General features: G+C 58.6%; 12 protein-coding genes and 1 pseudogene. 9 read left to right on the top strand and 4 right to left on the bottom strand.

Translation table 11 applies throughout. The features are described from left to right. Positions 1-151 precede the first annotated feature (151 nt). From BLO49_RS12140 to BLO49_RS12120, 5 genes and pseudogenes are all read left to right on the top strand, one after another. Positions 152-2,143, top strand: coding sequence for a ribonucleoside triphosphate reductase (locus BLO49_RS12140; RefSeq protein WP_090649051.1), 1,992 nt, complete (start codon positions 152-154; stop codon positions 2,141-2,143). Between the two features lie 4 nt (positions 2,144-2,147). Then, entirely contained in the window at positions 2,148-2,834 is a 687-nt protein-coding gene (locus tag BLO49_RS12135; protein ID WP_090648861.1) for an anaerobic ribonucleoside-triphosphate reductase activating protein, read from the top strand. Between the two features lie 158 nt (positions 2,835-2,992). Further along, a pseudogene (locus BLO49_RS12130) lies at positions 2,993-3,689 on the top strand (IS6 family transposase). A 586-nt stretch (positions 3,690-4,275) separates the two neighbouring features. After that, positions 4,276-5,730 carry an amidohydrolase family protein gene (locus tag BLO49_RS12125; protein ID WP_090648859.1) on the top strand — a complete coding sequence of 485 codons (1,455 nt, stop codon included), beginning with the start codon at positions 4,276-4,278 and terminating at the stop codon, positions 5,728-5,730. 46 nt (positions 5,731-5,776) lie between these two features. After that, entirely contained in the window at positions 5,777-7,081 is a 1,305-nt protein-coding gene (locus BLO49_RS12120; RefSeq protein ID WP_220083736.1) for an alpha/beta hydrolase family protein, read from the top strand. 667 nt (positions 7,082-7,748) lie between these two features. Here BLO49_RS12120 and BLO49_RS12115 read toward each other — a convergent pair. Further along, entirely contained in the window at positions 7,749-9,338 is a 1,590-nt protein-coding gene (locus BLO49_RS12115; protein ID WP_245679007.1) for a GH39 family glycosyl hydrolase, read from the bottom strand. Positions 9,339-9,624: 286 nt separating this feature from the next. Between BLO49_RS12115 and BLO49_RS12110 the strand changes: the two genes are divergently transcribed. Both BLO49_RS12110 and BLO49_RS12105 read left to right on the top strand, forming a co-directional pair. Continuing rightward, positions 9,625-10,338, top strand: a complete 714-nt coding sequence (locus BLO49_RS12110) for an acetylxylan esterase (RefSeq protein ID WP_090648853.1) — start codon at positions 9,625-9,627, stop codon at positions 10,336-10,338. A gap of 45 nt (positions 10,339-10,383) precedes the next feature. Beyond that, positions 10,384-11,835: a family 43 glycosylhydrolase gene (locus tag BLO49_RS12105; protein ID WP_090648851.1), complete on the top strand. Its 1,452-nt coding sequence runs from the start codon at positions 10,384-10,386 to the stop codon at positions 11,833-11,835. Positions 11,836-12,628: 793 nt separating this feature from the next. On the opposite strand, the gene BLO49_RS12100 is transcribed toward BLO49_RS12105, so the two are convergent. Further along, positions 12,629-13,675, bottom strand: coding sequence for a helix-turn-helix transcriptional regulator (locus BLO49_RS12100; RefSeq protein WP_170828323.1), 1,047 nt, complete (start codon positions 13,673-13,675; stop codon positions 12,629-12,631). A 308-nt stretch (positions 13,676-13,983) separates the two neighbouring features. On the opposite strand from BLO49_RS12100, the gene BLO49_RS12095 reads away from it, so the two are divergent. Further along, entirely contained in the window at positions 13,984-18,456 is a 4,473-nt protein-coding gene (locus tag BLO49_RS12095; RefSeq protein WP_170828322.1) for an autotransporter domain-containing protein, read from the top strand. Between the two features lie 169 nt (positions 18,457-18,625). Here the strand turns inward: BLO49_RS12095 and BLO49_RS12090 are convergent, their stop codons facing one another. Then, complete coding sequence (locus BLO49_RS12090; protein WP_090648842.1) at positions 18,626-19,534, bottom strand: LysR family transcriptional regulator; 909 nt, start codon at positions 19,532-19,534, stop codon at positions 18,626-18,628. A 116-nt stretch (positions 19,535-19,650) separates the two neighbouring features. Here BLO49_RS12090 and BLO49_RS12085 point away from each other — a divergent pair, with 116 nt between their 5' ends. Continuing rightward, positions 19,651-20,403, top strand: a complete 753-nt coding sequence (locus BLO49_RS12085) for an SDR family NAD(P)-dependent oxidoreductase (protein WP_090648839.1) — start codon at positions 19,651-19,653, stop codon at positions 20,401-20,403. A gap of 377 nt (positions 20,404-20,780) precedes the next feature. Here the strand turns inward: BLO49_RS12085 and BLO49_RS12080 are convergent, their stop codons facing one another. Then, positions 20,781-21,956, bottom strand: a complete 1,176-nt coding sequence (locus BLO49_RS12080) for an MFS transporter (protein WP_245679010.1) — start codon at positions 21,954-21,956, stop codon at positions 20,781-20,783. Positions 21,957-22,013: the final 57 nt, after the last annotated feature.

Here is a 22,013-nt window from a genome sequence, read left to right as displayed (position 1 = left end):
AAAGGGCAATTGCCCGCCTGTCCTGCGCGCTCTTGCGGCTTCGTCCGAGAATGTCACCTGCCTGTTTGACAGGGATCAATGTCAGGCTTTCGTGTCAATATATGGTGGTTTGCGCAAACACTGTGTCCATATTTTGATTCTGGAGGTTTCCATGGCTGACGGCGAAAGCGCACTGCGCCCCCTTGATTTCCTGTTTTCTCCCCGCTCTGGGTCGGGTATCCCCGAAGGTCTCGTCGACTGTAAGCAGACGGTCGAGGAATATATCCTGCGGCAGGACTGGCGGGTGAACGCCAATGCCAATACCGCCTACAGCAATGCCGGCCTGATCAATAATGCGGCGGGGAAAATCATTGCCAATTACTGGCTGGACCATGTGTATGGCCCCGAAGAAGCCCACGCCCATCGGCGCGCCGATCTGCACATTCACGACCTGGACTGCCTGACCGGCTATTGCGCCGGCTGGAGCCTGCGCGCCCTGCTGGATGAAGGCTTCAATGGCGTTCCGGGCAAGGTGGCCAGCCGGGCGCCGCGGCATTTCCGCGAAGCGCTGGGCCAGATGGCCAACTTCCTCGGCATCCTGCAATCGGAATGGGCCGGTGCCCAGGCTTTCAGTTCGTTCGATACCTATCTGGCACCCTATGTCTTCAAAGACCGCCTGTCGTTCAATGACATCAAGAAGGCTATCAAAAGCTTTGTCTATAATCTGAACGTGCCGGCGCGCTGGGGGCAAAGTCCCTTCACCAACATCACCCTGGATATTACCGTGCCGCCGGACCTGCGCGACAACTTCCCGACAGCCGACACGCTCCACCTGTTCAAGGGCCTCGAAGACCCGGACCTTCTGGCCGAGGCCAGGCGCAGGGGCGCGGCGGCGCTCGAAGACATGACCTATATCCATTTCCAGCCTGAAATGGAGCAGATTGTGATCGCCTACTATGAGGTGATGACCGAAGGCGATGCGCAGGGCCAGCCCTTCACCTTTCCGATCCCGACTGTAAATGTCATGGAGGATTTCAACTGGGACAGCCCGGTGGCGGCGGCCCTGTTTGAAAATACCGCCAAGATCGGCAGTTCCTACTTCCAGAATTTCATCGGCAGCCAGTACCGGCTCAATGCCGATGGCGAGCGGGAACCCAATCCGGACGCCTATGCGCCCCATGCCGTGCGCAGCATGTGCTGCCGGCTGCAACTGGACCTGCGCGAATTGCAAAAGCGCGGCAATGGCCTGTTCGGGTCGGCCGAAATGACCGGTTCCATCGGGGTGGTGACGCTTAACATGGCGCGTCTCGGATACCGGTTCAAAGGCGACAGGCCCGGCCTGCTGGCCGAAATCGACAGGCTGATGGACCTAGCGCGGGCCTCGCTGGAGAAGAAACGAGTCTTCGTGCAGGAGATGTATGATCGTGGTCTCTATCCCTATACGCGCCGTTATCTGCCGCACTTCCGCAATCATTTCAGCACGATCGGTGTCAACGGCATGACCGAGATGGTGCGCAATTTTACCGGCGACGCCTATGACGTTACGGACCCGCGCGGCATTGCCCTGTGCCAGGATATTCTCGATGTCATGCGTGCCCGCCTGAAGGTCTATCAGGAAGAGACTGGCCATCTCTACAATCTGGAGGCCACGCCGGCGGAAGGCACGACCTACCGCTTCGCCAAGGAGGACGCAAAATATTACCCCGGCATCCTCCAGGCCGGCTTCGATGACAACATCTATTACACCAATTCCAGCCAGTTGCCTGTCGGGTTTACCGAAGACCCGTTTGAAGCCCTCGATCTGCAGGACGACCTGCAATGCAGATATACCGGGGGGACGGTGCTGCATCTCTATATGAGCGAACGCATCTCGTCGGGCGAGGCGTGCAAGTGTCTGGTGCGCAAGGTGATCGAGAATTACCGGCTGCCCTATATCACCATCACGCCGGTGTTTTCGGTCTGTGAAACCCACGGCTATCTCGCCGGCGAACAGGCGCACTGCCCCACTTGTCACAAAGAGACGCTCGTCTGGACGCGGGTAATGGGTTATCACCGGCCGGTCGCCAGCTTCAATCTCGGCAAGAAAGGCGAGCACAAGGAACGCCTGCATTTCCGGGAAGGGGCGTCCAACCTGCCGTTGTTCCGCGGCGAGGCGGCAGGCTAAGGCCATGTGGCGCAAACTGCCCATCACCGGCCTGACGCCCTTCACCTTCCAGGACTATCCAGGGCATACGGCCTGCATCCTGTGGTTTTCCGGCTGCAATATGGCGTGCGGCTATTGCCATAATCCGGAGCTGGTGAAGGGCACACTGGCCAAGCTGCCGGCGGAGAAAATCCAGCGGTTCCTGGCTTCGCGCCGGGACCGGCTGGAAGGGGTTGTCCTGTCGGGCGGCGAATGCACGCTGTCGCCGGCACTGCCGCAGTTGGCGAAATACCTGAAGAACCTCGATTTCAAGGTCAAGATCGATACCAACGGCACCAATCCCGACATGCTGGAGCGGCTTCTGGATGGGGGTCTGGTTGATTTTATCGCCCTGGATTTCAAGGCGCCGGAAGCGAAGTTCGAGGCGGTTACCGGTATGACCAGATGGACCGAGTTTCTGCGTTCGCTCAGGCTTTTGACGGCGGCGCCGATAAATAACGAAGTGCGGACCACGATCCACGCCGACCTGCTTGATCGCGCCGATGTTGAGGCGATGATCAGCCTCCTGGAGGACATCGGTTTTCGGGGGACATTCATCCTGCAAAATTTCCGGATGGGGCCGACGCTTGGCAATCTGCAAGCGCCATCGACGCGACTGGATTTGACGGATATTTCCAGGAAGAGGCTGAATATCCAATTTCGCAACTTCTGACGTCGGTCGGATGATACTGTGCGGAATGTGACAACACGTCAGGCTGTGCGCTACCCAGCCGAGCTTTTAAGCTCAATGTCCCCTTTTGGAGGTGCTGTCAGTCTAATGCTAACCTGTCTCCGGTAAAGGCCGCAAGGGTCAGTTGGAGCGAGATTTGAATGCAGGGCTTGTCGTTTAAGCGCCATCGGTTCCCGCCCGAGGTCATCCGATATACCGTCTGGCTGTATTTCCGTTTCACTTTAAGTTTACGTGACATCGAAGAATTGCTGGCTCAGCGCGGAATTGAGGTCAGCTACGAAACGATCCGGATGTGGACGATTAAGTTCGGACCTCTCATCGCCAGCAATTTGAGATCTCGCAAAGGCCAGTCGTCGGGCCGATGGCATCTCGACGAAATGATGATGATCAGCGGCAGGCGGATGTATTTGTGGCGGGCCGTTGATGATGAAGGTGAGGTTCTGGATGTCCTGGTTCAGAAGCGCCGCAACGCCCACGCAGCCTATAAGTTATTGCGGAGACTGCCAAAAAATCAAGGCATCCAGCCCCAATCCGTGACGACCGATAAGCTGGGTTCATACCGTGTCGCCATGACGAAACTGGGCATTTCAGCGCGGCATCGCACCGGCGGATCACTCGGCAATAACCGGGCTGAGAATAGCCATTTGCCGATCCGGCGACGAGAGCGAAAGCAGCAGAAATTTAAGAGCCAGGGATCTGCTCAGAGATTCCTCTCCACCTACTGAGCCGTATACAACACATTTAACTTGCAACCCCCATCTGATATCACGACACGGCCATCGCATCCTGCGAGGTCGGGCTCATGATGCGTGGGCGATGGCAACAAAAGCTGCCTAGAGACCAATGGCTTCGCCTCATCGCGACCCTGCGCCGTTAACTTGACGATGCCTTCGCGAAGCAGACGACAGACGAAGCCTGCCGCGGCGACATCCGCCAAAACCGCGCGGCCATCTACGATCAAAATGTCATTGCGCTTGTAGAACTGCTGGCGAAGTGGACCCAACCCGATCGGAGTTTTTATCATCCAAGATAACCGTCATCAGATCGGCCAATCGATTTGACATGAGAGCTCGGACGGCTGAAACCTTTGCACTCGCGTTGCCTCAGGTCCGCTTCTGGGGGCGAATCCTATATAATGACACTGCTTCGGTTACAGTTCTGCTTCGGGGCGCAAAGACGAAGTCAGCGCGTGCCTTTCTTCAAAAATTTTTGGGAACATAACGTACGATAGAGCGTCAAATCACATTTAACTAAAAGTATCTTCGACTATAAATTAAAATAGTAAATATAGAAACGGATTGTAGTATTACATAAATTTAATCAAATATATTGCATCCAGATTACCAGTTTCGAGTCTCCTATAGACACATATGCGATCACTGATGACGTGAGCGTCATTAAGGCAAATAATGTAGGGGGTTACATGCGAAAAATACTCGGCCTTTTGGGCTTGTTCTTTTTAACGGTCACATCTTCAGACGTTTACGCCGCCGAAATTCAAAAAGCGGACTTTATCTTTGACCATGTCAACGTGGTGCCGATGACGAGGGAAACCGTTTTGTCCGACCGGTCTGTCATTGTGCGTGACGGGAAGATTGTCGGTATCACGGATATCCATACATCAGCCCTGTACACCTCAGCAAAGCACATCGACGGTCGGGGAAGGTATCTGATGCCTGGGTTGTCCGATATGCACGTGCATCTGCGAATGCCGCCCCAGGATTTCTTCGATCTCAATCTGGCGCAGGGCGTCACGACGATCTTCAATATGGGCATAGCGGACGGCGGCGGCAAGATTGACCATCTGGCGCTTCGGGCGGGCATAGCTGCTGGCACGATGGACGGCCCGCGCTATCTGGTCAGCGGCCCCCAGCTAGATAGCAGCAATGTCTCAATGAGCACTGTAGATCAGGTACTCCAGGAACATGTCGAGCGGGGGTATGACGCTGTCAAGATTCACGGAGATCTGTCGCCTGAACTCTATGACGCGATCATCAGCGGCGCCCGGGCGCGCGGATTGCGTATCCGGGGACATGGCCAGCACATGATGCCTCTCGCGCAAACGCTTCGTATGGACAGCGTCGAACACGTGGAGGAATTGCTCTACATCTCGCAGGACGCGGCTCTTGGCGAGGAAGCGAAATTCGGCGTCGAGGCGGACGGCAACATCGATAACTTCCTCACCGCCTATTACCACAATATTTCACGGCTCCAGGACCACGCCTATCGCGCGGGCGTGGTGACGCAGATCGCGCAATCCGGCGTCTATTGGGACCCGACGATGGTGATCTATTCCATGATCCCGATATACGTTTCTGACGACCGGTTTCACGCCCTGGCGAGCGATTCCCGCCTGCAATATCTGCCCGACGGCATACGTCGTGAAAGTCTGGACAACGATAAAAACGAATATCGCGCCGGCCTTGTTCCGGTCTTCTCGAAATTCTTGCTCTCCATCGGCGATCACACGACCGTCGAACACCACTTCGACCAGAACATGGACATGCTGCTTACCCTGACCAGGGAGCTCCATGACGCCGGCGTTCCGCTGCTGATCGGTTCCGATGTCTTTGGTGCGCTGGTGCCAGGCTATGCACAGCACCAGGAGATGGAGTTATTCGTCAAAGCCGGTCTGACACCCTATGAGACCTTGCAGGCGGCGACGGTCAATGGAGCGAAATATCTCGGAGAGTTCGGCCAGGCCGGAACGATCGAAGTCGGCAAGCGGGCCGATTTCATTCTGCTGGGCGGGAATCCCCTCGTCGATATTCGCAATGCGGCGGACGTCCGTGGCGTTTTCACTCATGGAAAATGGCATTCCGAAGAGGACCTCGCCATGCGGCTTTCGAGAGTCGCGAACGATGCGGCCAACAACTGAACCTATGTCAAGGGGCGGTGTCGGAAGACGCCGGAGACGATTCGATATGCCTGTTTTTTTCAAAAGCCTGCGCCTTTGTGTGATGTTGGCAATGCTTGTTCTTTCGACCGCTCCCGCGGCGCGTGGCGCGGAACCCATCTGCGAGGCGGGCGCCTACGGAGCGCCTGACCAGGATGTGGTTGTTCTGGAAGTAAAGGACTGGATTCCTTCGCCGGGACTTGGCTACCTGCTTCTGGACGGCCGGTATGGAAGCACCTTGTCGCAGGACGGCCCTGTATCCTGCGGCCCAGGATACGTGATCCTCAAGACGGGGGTGGCCGGACAGGTGCGGCTTGAGAAGAGAAGTTTCAAGCGAACCCGCGAAGAGATCCCGGTAGCAGGGGCTGTACTCGTTGGTGAACTTCTTGAGCCGACGGGACAGGACGTTCCGCCTGTCCGTCCGCTGGTCGTGATGGTTCACGGCTCGGAAACCGAACCGGCCATCGGCAACAACCGTGCCTATTTACTGGCGGCGCAAGGTATAACCGTCTTTACTTACGACAAACGCGGGACCGGCCAGTCGGGTGGATTTTACACGCAGAACTTCGAGTTACTGGCTGACGACGCGGCGGCGGCTATGGCGCATGCGCAAGTTCTGGCACAAGGACGTTTCAACAGATCAGGTTATTGGGGGCAAAGTCAAGGCGGCTGGGTGGCACCACTTGCGGCGACGCGCTCGAAAGTCGATTTTGTCGCCGTCGGATTTGGGCTGGTTACGTCGCCGATCGATGAAGATCGGGAGCAAATGCTCATGGAGGCGCAGACCCTGCATCTGGATGATCACGATATGGCGGAGATCAGGGCGTTGTCGGCGGCTACGGCTGCGATTGTTGCGTCGCATTTTACTTCCGGTTTCGATGCGCTGGAGAAGCTGCGCCAAGAAACGGCGGACGAAAAATGGCCTCGGCTGATCAACGGAGAATATAGCGGCGACATGCTGCGAATGAGCGACCGCGACCTGCACCGCGTAGGACGCGCGGTATTCGACAATCTGGAAATCATCTGGGACTATAATTCAACGGCGACGCTGAGCGCGTTGAACATTCCCCTGTTGTGGGTCATTGCCGAAAAAGACCGCGAGGCGCCGATAACAGCGACGGTCGCGGCCTTGAAACGCTACAGGAAAGACGGAAAGACGGTCGATGTCTATGTCTTCCCCGACACCGACCACGGCATGTACGAATTCGTTGAGGCGCCGGATGGAAGCAGACACAATACACGCGTCACGGACGGTTACTTTCGGCTGGTCGGCGATTTTATCACCGGTAAGATAGATGGCCCTTACAGACGCTCATATCGGCCCGAAAAATAATCGCGAGGGTTCCATATTGCTTCTTGAGTGAGAACTGCAATTGTTGGGCTCGCCGTATGATTTTTGTCAAGGTTTGGGCAGGCTTGGTCTTTATCGCTCAGATGTCCGGAATGGGGCGCGAATCGGAGATTGTTCTGAGAAAGGGTTTGGTTCTAAGCGTTACCAGTGCCCCCGAGACGCTCCGGAGGTCTGGGAAAGCCTACAGTCTTGAAGTTCTTGCGCCGTTTCCTTAGAGCAGGCAATATTTCTATAAAAGTGATTGGAGTGCGACGCCTTTGGCTGCGCGCCGCCGCAACCAAAGCCATAACAGAAACAATGACTTAGAAGCCCGCGAAAGCGGGCTTCTCTGTGCCTGAAATTCAACACTTGCTAAAATATAGATACCTTAGAACCCAAAAGACACAGGTGGAAAATTATGAACAAAGGGGAATGACGAAGCCGGCTGATTGCGGCCGGTGTTGGCCCAAAGCGGTCATTGCAAAACTGCTAATCAAGGCGCTTAAAGTTTATGCCGGGCGTATTGAAGCCGCCTGCGGCGTCGCCAAACCGGTGGTCGACCTGATCCTTTTCGTTGTCGAAGCATTTCTGCAGGCAGACAGAAGTGGCGCCAGGCCGGATCGGAAATACTTCAAAACCGCCATTAGTTCTAACGGCGTCTGGGCAGAACTCATTCCAGAGGCGTCAGAACAAACTCGTAAACGTCATTGGCCCGGAGTGGCACTTCGCGGCGGAACTGACCATTTGCTATGGTCACCTTCCCAGTGAAAACAGGCGCACCCGTACTGACGGCATTAAGGTCGCTGACTTGCGTACGCGTCAATTGGTTTGGCGATCCCATTTCGACATAGGCTGTGTAGGGATCGTTCTGCTTGTAACCGATCTGGTAGATGTCCAGCCGGTAAGTACCGTTCGTCATGTCGGTAATCTCCAGGGCCAAATTGCCCTTGTCAGTCGTCGGCTGTTCCTTCTTGTAGAAGACCTGGTCGGTCTGGCCCTTGGGCGGGACGACGGGCGAATAGTCCCAGACCAGCGCCTGGACCGACCCGTCCTTAGACTTGGTCACCCATGACGCCGCATCATTGCTTTCGACGTCCGTGTCACCCAATCGCTTCAGGAACCTGAAGGCGTGGAAGGACGGCTTCTTGATCCCCTGAAGGTTCAGCATGCCGAAGCCACCGTGGAAGGGGGTGAAGCGTGGACCGTTCTCTTCGAAGATGTCGGTGAAAGTCCAGTAGGACAGCGAATCGACGTGTGGCGTGGCGCGCTTGACCACGTTCATGATGAAACTGGCCTGGTGATACTGGTCGTGCATATAGTCGGTAGGCGTGTAGGATGAACTCCATTCGGTGAAGTGGAGCTCTTTGTCGCGGAGCGGGCCCGCATCCATCAGTTCGCGCGAATGCCGCATCCGGCCGGCAACGCGCTCGGGGTCCGGATCGATGATCGTGCCTGCCGTGCCGTCCTCATCAAGGAAGCCTTGTTCAACACCGTAGGCGTGCAGGGCGATGAAGTCGATCGGCGCTGGATTTTCGATAATCCACTTTTCGAACGCCTGCTCAGAGGCGTAGGGCACCGCTGTGGCAGGGCCACCGATGCGGCATTTGGCGCACTCGGCGCGTATCGCTTCGGAAGTCGTCTTGTAGAGCTTGAAATAGTCTTCGAGCGGGTGTGGCCAGAACCCCCGGATGTCAGGCTCGTTCCAAACCTCATAATACCACTTGGAGATTTCCGCCTCTCCGTAGCGCTCTTTCCAGTGAACCATCAGGGCGCGCATCAGGCCGGCCCACTTCGCGTAGTCCTTCGGCAGGGACGTATTGCCCTTCCACCAGAAAACGGTCGTGGTCCCATCGGCCAGCTTGGACGGCATGAAGGTCAGTTCAACAAACGGCCGGATCTTCTTTTCAAGCAGGGCGTCATATAGCGCATCGACATACTGGAAATTATAGATCGGGTTGCCTTGCTTGTCCTCGTCATAGACGGCCATTTCGTCATTGAGGATGCCGTGCATGCGCAGATATTTGAAACCAATCTCATCCTGCACAGTGTCCAGTTGTCCCTGCCAGTCAGCTCTCAGACCCTCGGCCGCCCGTCCGGCGCCGACGACCTTCAAGGGTACGTCTGAATGGGGGCCAAGCGTATGCGAGACATCGGCCTTGACCGTTCGGACCGCAGCGGGCGCCGCCGAGACGGGAGCGGTGGAAAGTACCATAGCGATTGTTGAGAAAGCCAAGGCCAGCAGGCCGCGACATGTATACATCTGTGTTCTCCCTGGCGAGCGTAGTCCGCAAGTTATTTTTATTGGTGATAGATGCACGAAAAAAGGTTCGCCCGTCAACCGTCATGTCAGACAATTGGTGATTGACAGTGCCGTCAAGTTGCTCTTAGTCTGGTAGCGCTAACAAACCCAAACGCAAATTGGGGTCAGGGAGACGGGCGAACCCAGGTCATATAGCCGGTGATGCACCTCGGCCGCGCCGGGCAGGCCGGTGCCTTATCGTTTACGGTCGCATGGTCGCTCAACAGGGACGACGGGAGCAGGGAATATGAGGACGATTTCAAAGCTGGCCCTGACAGTGCTGGCCTTGCTGCTAGGGGGCACAGCCTTCGCCTGGGGCGCGGAGTCGCGGGATATGCCGCCGCTGGACACGCGTGGGATGACGCCCTTCTTTGAACCGGCAACCGCCGGGCCAAAGGCGCCGGATGACCAGGGATTCTTGCAGCGGTGGCTGCTTCTGGAACCGATTACCAAGCCCAATGCCAGTAATACGGGCTTTACCGGCGCCTATGTGCGCGATGCGCTGGCCATTAGCGGCTTTCCCGGGGGAACGGCGGCCCAGCCAAAGGCAGGCACTACGGTGCAGATGGGCGGCGAGAGCCTGCGTTGGTATGCGCTTGACGCCAAGCTGTTTGACGTCAAGCTGTTCTCTTTCGCGCAAGGCCTGAACAAGCCGGTTTATGGCGTTATTTTCTGGGCGGAAACGATGATCGACAGTCCGCGCGAGATCCGAAATATCCGCCTGGCCGTCGGTTCGAACTCAGCTTCGATGTGGTGGGTCAATGGCGAGGAGGCCGCCGGCCTGTTTGGCGACCGCCGTATGGTGATGGACGATGTCGTATCCGCACCGATCACCCTGCACAAGGGGCGCAATATCGTTCGCGGCGCCGTCATCAATGGGCCGGGGTTTAGCGATTTTTGCGTCCGGTTCATCGACGAAAATGGTCAGCCGGTCCGCGATATAACCACTCGCTTGGATTAAGCCGCAATGACGCCGGAACGGCGCGCAGATAACGGGAGATGCTCCATGAAGCCAACACTCCGGGCGGTGGCCGTCCTTTCCGTCCTGTCCTGCCTGACGGCGTTACCCGCTGCGGCTCAGCTTGCCGGCGAGCCTTTCATTCACGATCCGGCGACGATCACGGCGTCCGACGGGAAATACTATACCTATGGCACCGGCACCGGCAGTCTGGTCTCCGATGACGGCTGGACCTGGCATGCCGGCGCCGAAAGACCGGGGCGCGGCCTGGCGCCCGACGTCATCAAGATCGGCGACCGCTTTTATGTGGCCTACGCCGCCGGTGGCGGTGGGATGAACGGCGGCCACGCCGGCGCAATCAAGCTCATGTGGACTAAGTCGCTGGATCCGAAATCACCTGAATATGAATTTCACGAGGTTGGCGATGTGGCGACGAGCGACGGCGTGGAAGCCACGGACGCAATCGACCCCGCCTTTCTCTATGCCGATGGTCGGCTGTGGCTGAGTTACGGCACCTATTACGGCTACATCCAACTCGTCGAACTCGACCCGAAGACCGGGCAGAGGATCGCCGGCAACCAGCCGGTGGCGGTAGCCATCGATATGGAAGCGACGGCCATGATGTACCGAGATGGTTGGTACTATCTGCTGGGAACCCACGGCACCTGCTGTGATGGCCCCAACTCGTCCTACAATATACGGGTTGGCCGGTCCCGTAGTGTACAAGGCCCTTACCTGGACAACATGGGCATCCCTTTGCTCAGGGGAGGCGGTAAGCTGGTCGCCAATGGCCGGGGACGACAATACGGGCCGGGACATTTCGACCTTATCGAACTTGGCGACGGCGTCGAAAAATTCTCGATGCACTACGAAGCCGACCTGGACCGCAGCGGTCGCAGTGTGCTGGCCATCGCGCCTCTGCTATGGAAGGATGGCTGGCCGGTCGAGGGCGAAAATATCAAGGCTGGGACCTTTGAGATTGAATCCGAACGCAGCGGCTTCGCTCTCCAGATTGCCACAGACTTCGTAAGGATGGATTTCGATCGTCGACGCAGCTTTATGGCCGCACCGACAGAACGCGTGGGTCCGATCCCCAACCAGACCCTGGAGCAGGATTCGGCTGCCTGGCCGGCGGGCCGCATTGATGTCGACCTTGGCGACTATATGATCCGCCCGCATCAGCAGTGGACGGTCACGCCAGTACCCGAGGCGGGCGGCGTCATGGGAACGCCTTATTACAAGATCGTCCTGGCTGGGACCGACCGTACCCTGACCGCAGCGGCGAATTCGAAGGTGGAGGTCACGCCCATCTTCACCGGCGCCCCTGAACAGCTTTGGCGGATCGACCAGCTAACAGATGGCTCTTATCGGATCATGCCCAAATCAGCGCCAGGCGCCACCGGGCCTGTGGCTCTGATGGCTGTAGGTGCCAGCACGCCCGCACTTGTGCGGTTCGATCTGAAGAGTGATGCCGGGCGGTGGCTCTTCCGGACTCCCTGATCCCCATTCTGGATGGCAATAGCGGGCTGGTGAAAGCCTGGTCTCGATCTAGCTGGGCTATTCATCCGACCGGGAGACTGCGCCAGCCGTTCATCCAAGCCCCCCCCTGATCGATAGGCAGATGCCCTCTTTATGCCACTGCTGCCAGCGCAGCATATTCTTATTGGCAATCAGCATCCGGTCAATGCGGATGGGCGTCAAGATAACCTGCCATGCAGGTGATGGGCTTGCAGGCACGAAGCCGGACTATTTATTTTAGAGCTGGTTGGCCAAGCTGGTATTTCTGGTGAGTGCTCAGTTCGGCTGTCATTTCGCGATAAGTGTGTCGTCGGGCGCGCTCGTGCCCGAAGGCAAATGCGTTGAAGGCTGCCGACTGGCGGCACAATATCCACTCACGCCACTTTTGACGATCCCCATGTGCTTCAAGTCCTGCTCGATGGCGATGAAGACAAGCTGCTTTGGAAGGACATTAGCGAAAGGGTTGATCGCACCTATGTTCAATCCCCCCGGGTACTCACAGCTACAGTGTCAGTGTGATTGACGTGGACGAAAATACCGTAACGGGGACACACGATTGAATCATTACCATTTGGCACAGGAATATTTGTTGGAGCATACCTCTCAACGACATAGCGAGCTTATTCCCAACCTCCAGAATATGATGCAGCGGAACATCCGCTTACAGGCCGGGACATCGACTGAGAAGAGAATATCAGCATCGTGGCGCCAAATCGACAGCCTGCTATGCGCCCCGATTACCGAACTCAAAATTCAGTGCCTCCTTCTATTTCATTTAGCGCAGAATACGATTGATGAATGACACCAACTCGGCCTCACGGCTAACATCCATCTTGCGAAATATGGATTTGAACTGAGCGTTGACGGTGCCGGCCGATTTCTTTCGCGTCCTGGCGATCTGTTCGCGCGACAGGCCGTTTGCTGCGGCAATGGCAACGTGGGCCTCGGATATGGTCAGGCCGAACATGCGGACAAGATCCTCGGCATGAGAGGCGCCAAGCTGTTCGGGTTGTTTCAACAGCACCAGTATGCGCGGCGCGAAGCCGAACTCATGCTCGCGTCGCGGATAAGCGACCAGATGGCAGGCAACCTCCGTCATATCCTCTCCCTGCAAGATAAGTCGAGCGGAGGCTGCGCGTTCTGACAGGATATCGGCGATTGCCTTTTGCAGGACAAGGTCGGAGGCGATACGCGCCGCGCTCAGTCGTTCACCATACGCCCGTAAGACGTCCCCATTGCGCAGCATGAGATCGGCCGCCGGGGTAATGGACCGGATGTGGCCAAAGCCATCGAGAACCAGGGCTAACGCCTGCATGGCATCGAGCGAGTTTGACAGAAGGTGGCTTGCTTCCTCGCCGATCGCCAGTTGCGTGCGGACCGCCTCAAGCACATGTGGCGCCAGGGCCAGGAAGCTTTCGCAATCTTCCGAGCTGCTCCAGCCATCGGCGTGATGACGCAGGACCGCCATGCCAATCATCAGGCCGGGTTTTTGCGTGAGTACGCACTGGCAGCCATAGGGCAGATCGAACTGGCTGACGAAATCGTCATAAACACCCCGACGGATGCGTTTGCGGGCCTCGGCATAGTCAGTCTCACGCGCCAGTTGGAAGGGGGCGCCCGCGCAGGCCACGCGCCAGTTGACCTCCGGACTGCCGCCATCAATCTGCGGAAAATCCGTTATGAAAGCCGGATCGATATCATTTGTCCGATTGAAGGGTATGAAGTTCGGCCCGCCGAAGGCCACGAGTTGCGCCCGCCCCGTGCCGCAGGCGGCCGCCACTTCCCTCAGCGTGTCCTCCCATTGGTCCGGCGCGAACGCCACATTTGCGAGCGCATGTTTTGCTGCTTCCAGGCGCCTGAAATCCAACTCACTCGTCCAGTTACAAAATGCCGTTATGCGAGCAAATCATGTCATCGGTGACATGTCAAATTTTCAAGTGAAACCAAATACCACGATCATGGGATGCGCGATCATAAAGACCGCTTCATCCTGCCTGAGTTCAGGCGCACCCCGGAATGTTTCGGGCGAGTGCAGCCAAAGCGGCCTGGAATCCAGGCTGTCCAGCAGGGGAATATATCGTGAGAAAAAACCGAAATCTGTCAAAATGCGTCTTATTAACCGGCACCGCCATGTCGGCGTTGCTGGCCGCGCCTCTGGCCGCCGCACCGGTCGTCATTCATTCGACCAGCAATGTAACGGTCGACCAAAGCGCGGCCTCCGGCACGCCGGTGGCAGTCGACATACAGGCCGGGACGGCCTCCATTGACGCGACAATCGACGATGTCTCGGCGACAGCCACTTCGAGCGACACCGGTTCAGTGGTCACGACCACCACAAGCGGCGCCGGCACGGTAAAGGCGCAGATTGGCACGCTGACGGCAACCGGCCAGGGTAACCTCATTGCCGTGCGTGCGACCTCAGGCGATGGCGATATCGATATCCAGGTCGACAGCCTGGATATGGCAGGGAACGGAACGGCGGGCGTCCTGGCGACTTCCACCAATGGCGATGTTCACATTCGTGCGCAGGATGCCGTGGTGCGCGGATTGACCTACGATCCGCTTGGCGCATCGGATGCTGTGGCGGGCGTTTCGACCAATGGGGCGGTCGTCATCGAAGGCGGCCATCTTGAGGCTTACGGTCAGTATGGTTCCGGCGCCGTGGCGCTGGCCGGGACGACGGCTGAGGTAAAGGTCGATGAGGCCATTTCACATGGCGAGCAGGCCGCGACGCTTTATGTCAGCGGTCTCACCGGCGCCACGCTCGATGCCGGCACAGTGACGGCAACAGGGAACAATGCGGCGGCGATCAATGTCTTCTCCGATCAGGGCGAGGTGACAGTTACCGCCGGCAGCGTTCAGGCCGGCCCCGGTGGCTACGCCTCGCTCGTGCGCGGCCAGGGAGATGTCAGCGTCACGCTCGGGGATTCACAATCCGACCGGTTCGGTCTCAATGCCACCTCGACCGGCGGCGGAAAGGTCGATGTGACGCTGAACGGCGACCTTGTCTCACACCAGGAAACGGGCATTACCGCGTCCGGCGGTGCGGTCATGGTAAACTTGGGCGATGAGGCTTCCATCACCTCCGGTGGTTCGGGTATCGCTGTCACGGCAACGGGCGCCGTCGATATTGGCAATGAAGGTGCGGTCTCGGCCGGCGGCAATCTCGGCAACGCCATAAAGGTGACGACACCCGGCGCGGTCAATATCGAGTCCAATGCGGTGACCGTTACCGGCGCGGGCGCAGACAGCGGCGCCGGTCCCGACGGACTGCGCATCGCCCAGGGCGGTATCATCGTCGAAGGCGGAAATGGCGCCATCCAGGTCACCAGCACGGACGTTTCGGTCGAGGGCAACTTCCGCTACGGCATCTCCGCGCGCGGCAACGGTGAGATCACGGTCGATTCCGGCAATGTCACTCTGGCCAGCAAGGATTCCGCCGCCATTGCGGCGCGTGGCGGCGCCGGCGATGTGACGATCACCAGCGGCCATGTCGTGACCACGGGTGACAGCGGCGCGGGCATAGTTGCCACGGCCACCACTGGCAATATCACCATCACCGCTGACCAGACAGAGGTAAAGGGCACGGGGCAGACAGGCCCCTTCACCGGCGATGCCATCACCGGCACTTCGCAGGACGGCAATGTCACTATCACCAGCCAGGATGCCCGTTCCGATGCCCTTTATGGCAGCGCCATTGGTGGCTCGGCCGGCGGCAATGTCAGCATTACCAGCGGTAAGGCGGAAGCGACCGGGGATGGCGGCGTGACCATCTACGCCATCGCCGCCGGTAATGCCCAGGTGACATCAGGCACATTGACGACCACGGGGGATAACAGCCTCGGCATCTCAGCGCGCGCCAATTCCGGCGATGTATCGATCATGTCTGAAAACCTGTCCGCCACGGGCGCCAATGCCGGCGGCCTATGGGCGAAGGCCGCGGAAAATGTGAACATCACCAGCGGTAATATTTCGGCGGCGGGCGAAGCTATTCATGCGGAAAGCAATAATGGCGTCAATACAATCAATGTGACCGGAGCCGTTGCCGGGACTGGCACCAACAGTGCCACGATCCTGACCGTCGGAACGACCCATCTGGTCAATGACGGCGCGATCTCTGCCGCCAATGGCCGGGCGGTCAGCATGGGCGACAGCGATGACAGCTTCACCATGATGGCCGGGTCCACGGTCACCGGGATTGCCGATCTCGGCGCGGGTGACGATACCGTCTATGCCGCGGGCGAAGGTACGGGCGAAGTGGTGGCGTTCACTAATGCCGAGCACCTGTCTATCGACAGCGGCCAATGGCGCGCGGACAAGGCGCCGTCCACCTTTGACGACGTCGCCATCGCAACCGGCGCGGAACTCACTGTTGCGCAGCACAAAGGCGATCTGGCCATCCAGACAGGTTCAGTCCAACTTGACGGTTCGCTCGTCTTCGATCTCGATACGGATACCGAGCCCGGCGACCTGGCGAACCTGTCCATCACCGGCACCGGCCAGGTATACCTGCAAGGTCCAGCCACTGTTCTGTTCGATGATGTGGCGGGCATTCAGCATACGGGCGGTACCTTTGTTGAAAACGGCCGTCTGCTGTTGACCAGCACTTATGGCGGCAATATCCAGACCGATGGCGCCGGCGTCTTCCAGCTTGGCGACGGGACGGCCGCAGGTGCTTTCACCGGCGATCTGGTCAACAACGGCACTTTTATCTTTGACCGACCGGACGACTACACCTTCTCAGGGGCCTTCAGCGGCACGGGCCTGCTCGAAAAAGACGGCGCGGGCACCCTGACCTTTGCCGGTCTCTATGACTTTACCGGTGTGACCCAGGTCAATGCCGGCGCCATAGCCCTGACCGGCGCCCTGGCAGACACGACGCAGCTGGATCTGGGCGGCGGCACCATCGACCTGTCGCAAAACACCAGCGGCCAGCAGACGATCGCGGCCCTTTCCGGGGATTCCGGTGCGTTGAACCTGGGAAGCACAGACCTGACCGTCAATCAGTCTTCAAACAGTGTATTCTCTGGCAGCCTGAGTGGCGACGGCACACTCGCAAAGGACGGCAGCGGTGACCTGAAGCTGAATGGCGACGGCAGCAATTACACGGGTGACCTGCTGATCAATGGCGGCATCCTGTCGGTCAACGGCACATTCAATGGCGCCGATGTAACGGTGAACCAGGACGCCAAGCTGGGCGGCAATGGCACGGTCGGTGACACCACCATTGAGGGGGGCACGATCGGCGCCGGCAATTCGATCGGCCACCTGACGATCAATGGCGATCTGGCGCTCAATGCGGCATCGACGCTGGAGGTCGAGGTGGATAATGCCGGCCATGCCGACTTGGTGGATGTCACGGGCGTTGCCACGCTGGGCGATGCCAGCGTCAACATCCTGGCGGCTGCGGGACGTTACAAGGGCAAGACGGACTACACGATTCTGACTGCGGCCGGTGGCATCAATGGTCATTTCGGATCGGTCACCAGCAACTTCGCCTTCCTGACGCCGACCCTGGCCTATAGTGCAAATGCCGTGTCCCTCACCCTGACGCGCAACGATGTCGCCTTTGCGGATCTGGGCCGGACGGCCAACGAAAAGGCGGTCGGCAGCCTGCTGCAGGCACAGGGGCCGGGCAATGGGCTGTTTGAGGAAGCCCTGCTTCTGGCCGATACAGACGTCTCTCCGAACTTCGCCAGCTTGACCGGTGAAGCCTGGGCGACCCTGTCCTCCGCCACCATCGAAACGTCTCAGATGCTGCGCGCCCAGACCGATCTGGCGCCGGGCACCGAAAATGGAAGCTGGCTGTGGGCGACGGTGCTTGGTTCTGCGGCCAAAGCCGGCGGCGTCAATGGCACGCAAAGTCTCGCTGTCGATCACAGCGGCCTGGCGGCCGGCTTCGGCTGGAAGCAAGGCAGTCTCGACTATTCGGTCGGTGCGGGCACCCTGACGACACGCGGCCGGGACGCTGCCCACATCAAGGGGGATATTGTCTTCGTGACCGGCCGCATTCGCTGGACCAGCCAGAATGGCTGGGCCCTTCAGGCAGGTGCGCAATATGGCCAGGTCGATGACACCCTGACCCGTGAGACGACGCTCGGTACGCTTGGCGGCACTGTCAGCGGCAAGGCCAAGGGGGAAATGTCGCAAATCTGGGCTGAATTCGGCCGCTCCTACCAGATTGAAGGGGCCATCGTCACCCCGTTCGCTGGGGTGAGCCGCGCCAGTGCGGACTTCGACAAGGCCTCGGAAACGGGCGCCGCCACGGCTTTGAATGTTGACCCCGGCAAACAGGATACGAGCTTTGGCGAACTGGGGGTCCGTCTGGAAGGCGACCCGGCCTCTGGCGCAGTTCAACCCCGTTTGGCGCTGAGCTGGCGTCACGCTTTCAGTGGTCAGACCCCGACCCTGACAGCGGGTTTCGAGGGCGGCTCAGATACGATGACAATCAGAGGTGTCGCCATCGCACCTGATGCCGCGATTCTTTCAGCGGGCTTGCGTTACGTGCGCAAGAATCTCATCTGGGATGTCACCTATAATGGCAGCGTTTCGGACACCTTCACCGACCATTCCGCCAAGGCGTCACTGATGATCCGTTTCTGATCTCGTGGGGCGCGTTGGCAAAGACAGAAGAATACGAAAATTCACACGCCAAGTGGAAAACCCACCGAACATTGTTCGGTGGGTTTTCCACTTCTGTGACACTTAAGGTCCGGTTGTGACCTTTTTGGATGCGCCACTGGTCCGCAAAGGACGCGATGCAGCCCTTAACTCAGCCGTTGGCTCGGCTGAGCACGTTCCTTGGAAAACAAGCCGCCAGATGATCAATTAGTTTACGCACGGCCGGTGGCAGCCCGCGCCGGGTCGTAAAGACGAGGTGTACAATGCCCTTCAGGCCACGCCATGCCGGCAGGACGCGGACAAGGCTGCCGTTCCGCAGCGCTTCATGGCAAACATGATCAGGCAGGAAAGCGACACCCAGACCCGCAATCGCCGCGGATCGTATGGCCCCGAAATCCGTGCAGCCCATGCGCGCAGTGTGCCGGATCAGTTTTGTGCGACCGTCATTTGTTTCAATCGGCCACTCGGTTTCGTCCTGGTCGTCATTGGAAACGAGAACGGGATAGTCCGTCAGTTGTTCGATCTCACCGATCTGGCCAGCCAGTTGTGGGGCGGCCACAAGAATACGCGTTGATTGGCCAAGTGTCCGCATGGTGAGCGAAGCATCGCTGTCGAGTGACAACCGGACCCGTAACGCCAGATCGATCCGTTCAGCGATCAGATCCACAGGACGGTCAGTGGCGACGAGTTGCAGCCGAACCTTAGGGTAGCGGTCCAGGAACCTGGCCACGGGCGAGGAGATAGATTCAATCAAACCGGTCGGGCAGCTAAAGCGAATTAGCCCATGCGGTTCGGTGAGGGCGTCCGCGACAAGCGCCTCAGCCTGTTCAGCCTCATTCTGCACAGCGCGGCAGCGCTGATAGAAAGCCTGACCGACATCGGTTACGCGGAACTGCCGGCTGGAGCGCTCGATCAGGCGCACACCCAGCCTCTCTTCCAGCGCGGCAATTCGACGGCTGAGCTTCGACTTGGGCTCACGCAAGGCCCGCCCCGCGGCAGCGAACCCGCCATGGGTTATAACTTCAGCGAAATAGGCCAGATCATTCAGGTCGCTTCGCATGAATCGTTCTCCATATGGAACGATGTGTAGCATGTTTGCCCACTACAGCCAGCATCGTTCCGAAATTATCTTCCAGCCGTCTGCGGCGATCAAGCCGCCAAACATGGAGACAGACAATGACACGCTCGTTCGAAAACAAGGTTGTGGTGGTAACCGGCGGCACCAGTGGGATTGGTTTGGCCACAGCAAAGGCATTTATAGAGGCGGGGGCTTCGGTTTTTATCACCGGTCGCCGCCAGGATGCGCTCGATGCTGCAGTCAAGGCAATCGGTGGTCGGATCACCGGCGTGCGAGGCGACATGGCCAATCTCTCGGATATCGACCGCCTGTATGACGCTGTCCAACAGCGGCACAGCCACATTGACGTGGTTTTCGCCAATGCCGGCGGCGGCGAGTTCGCGGCCCTGGGCGCCATTACGGAAGCGCACTATCAGACGACGTTCGATACCAATGTAAAGGGTGTCCTGTTCACGGTCCAAAAGGCTTTGCCACTTTTGCGGGACGGCGGCGCAATTGTGCTGACCTCGTCGACAACCAGCATCTCAGGAACCCCGGCCTTTAGCGTCTATTCCGCCACCAAGGCCGCTATTCGCAACTTCGCCCGCAACTGGATACTCGATCTGAAGGATCGCCAGATTCGGGTCAACGCCATCAGTCCAGGCGTGACGGATACCGCCGGCCTTAATGATTTGTTTGGCGGCGGCGACCAGGCCGAAGGCACCAAGGCCTATCTGGCTGGCCTGATCCCCGCCGGTCGTGTGGGGCAACCTGACGAGATTGCGAAGGCGGTTCTCTTCCTGGCGTCCGATGACGCCAGTTTCGTGAATGGTGTCGAGCTGTTCGTTGATGGCGGTCAGGCACAAATTTAGCTGTCCAGGCGCCGGGTACGCCGGGCGCCTCTCGTCTCAAGAACGTCACCTCTCTTTGAGCCGTATGCGCCTGAAAACTCCAGTATCCGCTTCTAGGCTATACTCACTACTATGTGAAACGACCGCTTCGAGGCACAAAGGGGGATTCATCTTGCAGCAAAGTGAAAAATCACTTTGTGGCGCCGACCTGGGATTAAATCGACGAAAGTTAGCATGTGCAGCCTACGTTGGCAGCGGTCGTTCGCAACCAAAATTACTCCCGCAGGGGAGCCGTTTGAAATAAACCGAGTTAGCCGGGCGTTCTTGTTTAAGAAATTTCGCAAGGCACAGTGTATCCCTCATTATCCGCCAAGCCCAAAGGTCTGGCTTCCATCTGTTTAGTCCGCCTTTGTGTCGTTTCGGGTCAGGTAAAGCCTTGAGACTATGCCCAGGCCCAGCAGGCACAGGGCCGCCATGAAGCCATAGCCGCGGGCGCCGAAAGCTTCATAGATGTTGCCGGAGAAGACCATGCCGAATCCGGTCAGGGTGCCGCTGGCATAGGCGGAGTTGATCGCCTGGCCGAGGCCCTCATAGCCTTGAGGCACCAGCAGGAAGACCAGTTCGAGGCCGGCCAGATATACGGCGACGAAGGTAAGCCCGTGCAGGGCCTGCATGGGCCACAGAAGCCAGATGTCGGATGTGATCGACATCAGGCCCCAGCGCACAACGCCGGCGGCGGCCCCCAGCATGAGCAGTCGCCAGGGACCGAGGCGGTGGCGGAACCGTCCGCCCAGACCCAGAAAGACCAGTTCGCTCACGACGGCGAAGGCCCACAGGTAGCCGCAAAGGGTAGATGACAGGCCATTCTTCTCCCACAGCAGGGTTGAAAAGGCGTAGTAGTAGCTGTGCGCCGCCTGCAGGCAGCCCAGGGCAATGATCAAGAACACGAAGCGCTTGTTTTTCAGCAGGGTGGCCAGGCGGGTCAGACTGGGAGTATCCCGGCGCGGCAGCAATAACGGATCGATTCGCGCGCTGGCGGGCAGCAGGAACCTCGCCCCCAGGCTTACCAGCAGGGCCGAGGCGACCATCCAGGCCAGAACCGCGTCCACGCCCACCATCTGGAGCAGGTAGCCCAGGGATATGTTGGCGAAGATGAAGGCGGCTGATCCGCTGGCCCTCACCCAGGAAAAGCTGAAGCCGCCGCTGCGTCCCAGTTGCATGGTCATCGCGTCCAGCAGTGGTGTAATACTGGCGATGGCGGTAAAACCGATGCTGAACAGGCCGATGAACCAATAGAAGCGTTCGGTTAGCGGGGCCGAAATGACCCCCATCAGGGCATAGGCGGCGGTGGCTGACAGAGCCAGGCACAGAAGAGGGGTGCGATACTTGACGAACCGATCCGCCCATAATCCGGAAAGGGGGCCGGTGATGGCGCGGGCAATCAGTGGAACGGCCAGAATCCAGCCAATCTGCGTGGCTGACATCCCATTCTGCCGCAGCCAGGAAGGCAAAAATGGCAGGCTGGCCCCCGTGCCGGCGCACAGAAGTCCATAAAAAATGGCTTGCCTGAGCATGGTTCCGGCCTGGCGCGGAGATTGCGTCCTGCCGGTCGAACCGGCGGCAGGCTTTAT

This window comes from Asticcacaulis taihuensis (genome assembly GCF_900100255.1).
Classification (GTDB): domain Bacteria; phylum Pseudomonadota; class Alphaproteobacteria; order Caulobacterales; family Caulobacteraceae; genus Asticcacaulis; species Asticcacaulis taihuensis.
Note: the sequence above shows the minus strand (reverse complement) of the source record. Positions and strands in the feature narration are given on the sequence as shown.